We start from the raw sequence: 4,827 nt of genomic DNA, 5'->3' as shown, positions 1-4,827 counted from the left end.
ATAGAAAAAGAACGATGATTTTCGCGAAGAATTTCATCGTTCTTTTTTCATGGCCTAGGATTTAGTTTTTTCCCAGACACTTTTTATTATGATATTCATCATGTTAAAAATTATTTATTTGTTTTGATCTGAAAAAATTAGTCCTTAACAACGTCCTTAGCGTTCAACCATTGACTCTTGTTGATCTTAACGATCTTCTTGCCGTTAGTCTTCTTAACTGCTTTAGCAGTGAAAGTTGAACCCATTGAAACTTTCTTAGCAGTCTTCTTACCGTTAGCGTTTAAAACGTTAACTTTTTGATTCTTGGTGTCTTTTACAACAACGAAGATCTTGTCGCCTTTCTTGATTGAAGGATTAGTAGGAGCAACTTCTGAAAGACCAAGCTTTGGAGCAGTGAAAGTAGCAGCTTCACTAACTGAAGCACTAACACCTAATAAACTCATTGAAGCAACTGCAACTGTAACAGCTTTAACTAATTTCTTTGAATCAAACATGATCAATACCTCTATTTTCTAAATCACTTTAACTTGTTGGAACTTTTCGTTCCCTCATTCCTTATATCTTTATTATATAACGCACGTTATATAATGCAAGGGCAAAATAAGACTTTTTTAAAAAGAAAATAGATAGCGCAAAAGCTTGCTATAATAACGTTTATGCCAAGTTTTAATTATAAAAAGTAAAAAATAGAAAAATAAAAATTTTTGTTAAAAAAATCCAGGTGCTTATTAAAACATCTGGATTTAAGTCTTAATCGGTAAAATATTGCAAAATATCTTCTTCAGTTAAAGTCTTTTTGTCTTGTCCATTAACATCTAAAACAATTTTTCCACTATTTAGAATAATAGTGCGGTTGCCATATTTAATGGCATCCTTTAATTGGTGGGTAATCATGATGCAAGTTAAATGTTCTTTTTTAACAACCTTGTTGGTTAATTCTAGGAGTTGCCGACTGGTATTTGGATCTAGAGCAGCAGTATGTTCATCAAGTAAAAGGAGTTCAGGCTTTTTGATAGTCGCCATCAAGAAACTGAGAGTTTGTCTTTGACCACCAGATAAATTGCCGACAAAAGTATTTAACCGTTCATTTAATCCATTGGGTAGTTGAGCTGTCTCACGCTTAAATTCTTCTAAATGCTGGTCCAATCCACGTAAATGCAATCCACGTTGTTGCCCGCGTTTAGTAGCCAGCAGTAAATTTTCGGCAACGGTCATTCTAGGTGCAGTTCCCATTTTTGGATCTTGGAAAACCTGTGCAATATATTTTGCCCGTTTTACCTCAGATAAATTAGTTAAATCGCGCTCTTTTAAAATAATTTTCCCGCTAGTGGGAAAAATAGAACCATTGATAATGTTAAGTAACGTAGACTTCCCGGCTCCGTTAGTTCCAAGTAGGGTGATAAAGTCACCATCGTTTATTTTTAAATTGATATTTTTAAGAATATTTTTTTCTTCGCTAGTTCCAACGTTGACTGTGGTAGTGATATTTTGTAAATCTAAAATTGTACTCATGGCTTAGTCACACCTTTTTTCAATAATTTACGAGTATGAAATTTCTTTTCAAATAAAGGCAACATCATGCAGATGGCTAAAATAATTGCTGAAATCAACTTGAAGTCGTTGGTGCTGAAACCAAGTTGCAATACTAATAATAGAATCAAACGATAAATAATGCTGCCGATGACTACGGCAATTAGTCGTGCTGTTAAAGATAAATTGCCGTAAACCACTTCACCAATAATAATTGCAGCTAAGCCAATAACCATCGTTCCAATTCCCATATTAACATCGGCATAGCCGCCATTTTGCCCTAATAATCCGCCGGCTAAACCAATTAAACCGTTAGATAGCATTAGGCCGAGAATTTTCATATTATCGGTATTTATGCCTAATGATTGAGCCATTTTTTCATTATCACCGGTAGCGATAAAGGCTTGTCCAAGATCGGTATTTAAGAAAAGTGCTAGCAATAAAATAATAAAAATGGCGAAAAGTAATCCAACTACAATAGTAGGAAAATTATCGGGCAATCTTTGTAAAAATTTTTCGTTCAGCAATGTAGCTTTATTAAGCAGGCCGACATTTGCTTTCCCTAAAATACGTAAGTTGACAGAATAAATTCCGGTCATAGTTAAAATCCCAGCTAATAAAACGGGAATTTTGCCTTTGGTGTAAAGCAGCCCAGTAATTAAGCCTGTGAGCATTCCGCCTAAAAAAGAGAGGATAGTGGCGATAATTGGATTAACGCCATGAACTAGTGCGCTGATACAGATAGCTGCACCAAAAGGAAAAGTACCCTCGACGGTCATATCAGGGAAGTTTAGGATTCTAAATGTTAGGAAAAGTCCAAGAGCCAATATTCCCCATAAGAGCCCTTGACCAATAGTTGAAGTAATTAAACTCATTTGATAATTCTTCCTTTCTTTTGTGCGGCAGATAAAACAGAAGCTGGAATATGAATATTTAATTTCTCTGCAGTTTTAGCATTAATTACTGTTTCGTAATGAGTTACTCGTTTAACGGGTAAGGTTGCCGGATTTTTACCGTGCAAAACTTGTCCCGCCATTCTACCAGTTAAAATTCCCATGTCGTATTGACTAACACAGCGAGTTGCTAGTCCGCCTGATTTAACCATTGTATCTGCGGCAGGAAAGACCGGAATCTTCACTGCGTTTGTTGCTTTAAGTAGCGTGGCAATTCCTGAAGCTACGGTGTTATCAGTTGGCACATATACTGCCTGAACTTTTCCAGCTAAGGTTTGAGCGACTTGTTCGATATCATTGGTAGAAGTAATGGTATAAGGTGTAACATTTAGACCTTGTTTTTCTGCGAGCTGTTTAAATTCTCGATATTCTGAAGTAGAAGAATCATCGCTAGAAGTATAAACAACGCCAACTTTTTTTAGATCAGGCATAATAGTTTTCATTAATTTAAGTTGAGCCGCAATTGGTTGTCTGTCTTGAACCCCAGTGATTTTGCCACCAGGACGAGCTAAACTTTTGACTAGATGTGCATCAAGAGGATCGCTAACAGCTCCCATGATTACCGGTGTATCTCCCGGAGTATTGGCTAAAGACTGAACTGCTGGCGTAGCGATTCCGATAGTTAATGCGGCATGTTCCCCGATAAAGCGATCACCCATTGATTTTAGATTGCTTTGGTCGCCTTGGGCATTTTGAAAATCAATTTTAATATTTTTACCTTCAAAATACCCTTCTTCTTTGAGCCCTTGAATAATTCCCCGATGAATTTGATCTAAAGCAGGGTGACTCATAGTTTGTAAAATTCCTACAGTTGGTTGTTTTTGTTCTGCTTTTTCTTGGTTTGTTTCAGAAATGAAAGCCACAATCAAAAAAGCAAAAAGAGCAATAAGCGTTCCAATTAATCTTTTCATTTTTAAACCTCAAACAAAAAAGCATTTCCTCTTGACGGGAAATGCTTAAAACAAAACCCGCACGTTTATTTTCCGTGCGGGTAATTTTCATGAAGATTTACCAGCACAGACGCGATCGTATGAGCCGCATCTGTACCTTAAGCGTGCAGAAACAACTCTAGTGCTGGAATTGCCAACGATTGAGTACTACATTCTTAAACATGATAAATCTTCCTTTCGTCTAAAATACTTGTTGCTCAAATTTTAAAGAAAGGTGAGAAAGATGTCAATTATTTTTTTCTTAATGATAGCTGGTATAATTAATACTCAGCTATAAAAAATAGAAGGGAATGACTTCATTGCGCTATCAACAAATTATTTTCGATGTAGATGATACGATCATCGACTTTGCTGCTACGGAAGATTTTGCTTTACACAGCCTTTTCAACGTTCATCACTGGCAATTAACGCCAGAACTTCAACGCCAATATCATGCCTATAATCAAGGATTATGGCGCAAGCTTGAACAAGGTGAAATAACCTATGAAGAACTAAGTGAGATGACTTTTCACGATTTTATTAAGGAGCATTTCGGTTTAGAAATTGATGGTCAAAAGATGATGAATGAATATCGTTCCTACTTTGGTGAAGCCCACCAATTGCTTCCTGGAGTAGAAGATACTCTTAAGTTTGCTAAAAAACAGGGCTATAAATTAACCGTTTTAAGTAATGGCGAAAAGTTTATGCAAAATCATCGCTTAGAATTAGCGGGCGTGAAGAAATATTTTGATTTAATTGTTACTTCGGAAGAAGCTCATTATTCTAAACCTAATGTCCATGCCTTTGACTATTTCTTTAGCCGCACGGAAATTGGTCCTAATGATACGGTCTTTTTTGGCGATGGTTTACAATCAGATATTTTAGGAGCTGAAAGATATGGCTTTGACAGTATCTGGTACAATCACCGTCATCGTAAAAACACCTTGAATTTACATCCCAAGTTTGAAGTGGAAAATTATCCTGAATTTGTTAAATTAATGCAAAATGATTTTGAGAAGAAGTACTAATCGTTGTACTTCTTTTTCTTTAGAATAATTGCCCAAATAATTGTCAAAATAGCCGCAATTGTGATGATAATCCAGAAGCCGTTCTTATTGGTTCTGCCAGGTAAGCCACCAATATTCATGCCCCAGATACCGCTGATTAAAGCAACGGAATTCAGATATTTCATTAAGTGATTCAAATGGCTGTCCATCATGGCGGTGAATAAGCCACTGATTGAATTCAATAGATCCGTATAAACATGGATCATCTTAGTCAGTTGCGCTTGTTTAGTCATTAAACTGGCAATGTCGGCAGAGGAAGCAAGTTGTAGTGACCCTCGAAATTCGGACATGAATCTCGAGGGTTTTACTATGTCTAAACTAACTAAAAAGGATAAAATTCATATTTTT

The 4,827-nt window shown here is 36.2% G+C and carries 6 protein-coding genes; 1 reads left to right on the top strand and 5 read right to left on the bottom strand.

Translation table 11 applies throughout. The features are described from left to right. Window positions 1-137: 137 nt before the first annotated feature. The 4 genes from JEM49_RS06720 to trpX form a co-directional block, all read right to left on the bottom strand. Complete coding sequence (locus JEM49_RS06720) at window positions 138-494, bottom strand: hypothetical protein (RefSeq protein ID WP_201874304.1); 357 nt, start codon at window positions 492-494, stop codon at window positions 138-140. Between the two features lie 256 nt (window positions 495-750). Beyond that, window positions 751-1,512 (bottom strand): ABC transporter ATP-binding protein, encoded by a 762-nt coding sequence (locus JEM49_RS06715; RefSeq protein WP_087236191.1) that lies wholly within the window; start codon window positions 1,510-1,512, stop codon window positions 751-753. After that, window positions 1,509-2,405 (bottom strand): ABC transporter permease, encoded by an 897-nt coding sequence (locus JEM49_RS06710; RefSeq protein ID WP_025006122.1) that lies wholly within the window; start codon window positions 2,403-2,405, stop codon window positions 1,509-1,511. The genes JEM49_RS06715 and JEM49_RS06710 overlap by 4 nt, the downstream gene beginning before the upstream one ends. Next, window positions 2,402-3,394 (bottom strand): tryptophan ABC transporter substrate-binding protein, encoded by a 993-nt coding sequence (gene trpX / locus JEM49_RS06705; RefSeq protein ID WP_201874302.1) that lies wholly within the window; start codon window positions 3,392-3,394, stop codon window positions 2,402-2,404. The genes JEM49_RS06710 and trpX overlap by 4 nt, the downstream gene beginning before the upstream one ends. Before the next feature lie 338 nt (window positions 3,395-3,732). Between trpX and JEM49_RS06700 the strand changes: the two genes are divergently transcribed. Continuing rightward, window positions 3,733-4,440, top strand: coding sequence for a YjjG family noncanonical pyrimidine nucleotidase (locus tag JEM49_RS06700; RefSeq protein WP_162606884.1), 708 nt, complete (start codon window positions 3,733-3,735; stop codon window positions 4,438-4,440). On the opposite strand, the gene JEM49_RS06695 is transcribed toward JEM49_RS06700, so the two are convergent. Next, window positions 4,437-4,769 carry a CorA family divalent cation transporter gene (locus JEM49_RS06695; RefSeq protein WP_201874300.1) on the bottom strand — a complete coding sequence of 111 codons (333 nt, stop codon included), beginning with the start codon at window positions 4,767-4,769 and terminating at the stop codon, window positions 4,437-4,439. The two genes, JEM49_RS06700 and JEM49_RS06695, sit on opposite strands and share 4 nt — an antisense overlap. Between the last annotated feature and the right edge of the window lie 58 nt (window positions 4,770-4,827).

Origin of the sequence: Lactobacillus sp. A27, from assembly GCF_016742815.1 — a bacterium.
GTDB classification, from domain to species: Bacteria; Bacillota; Bacilli; order Lactobacillales; family Lactobacillaceae; genus Lactobacillus; species Lactobacillus gallinarum.
Note: the sequence above shows the minus strand (reverse complement) of the source record. Positions and strands in the feature narration are given on the sequence as shown.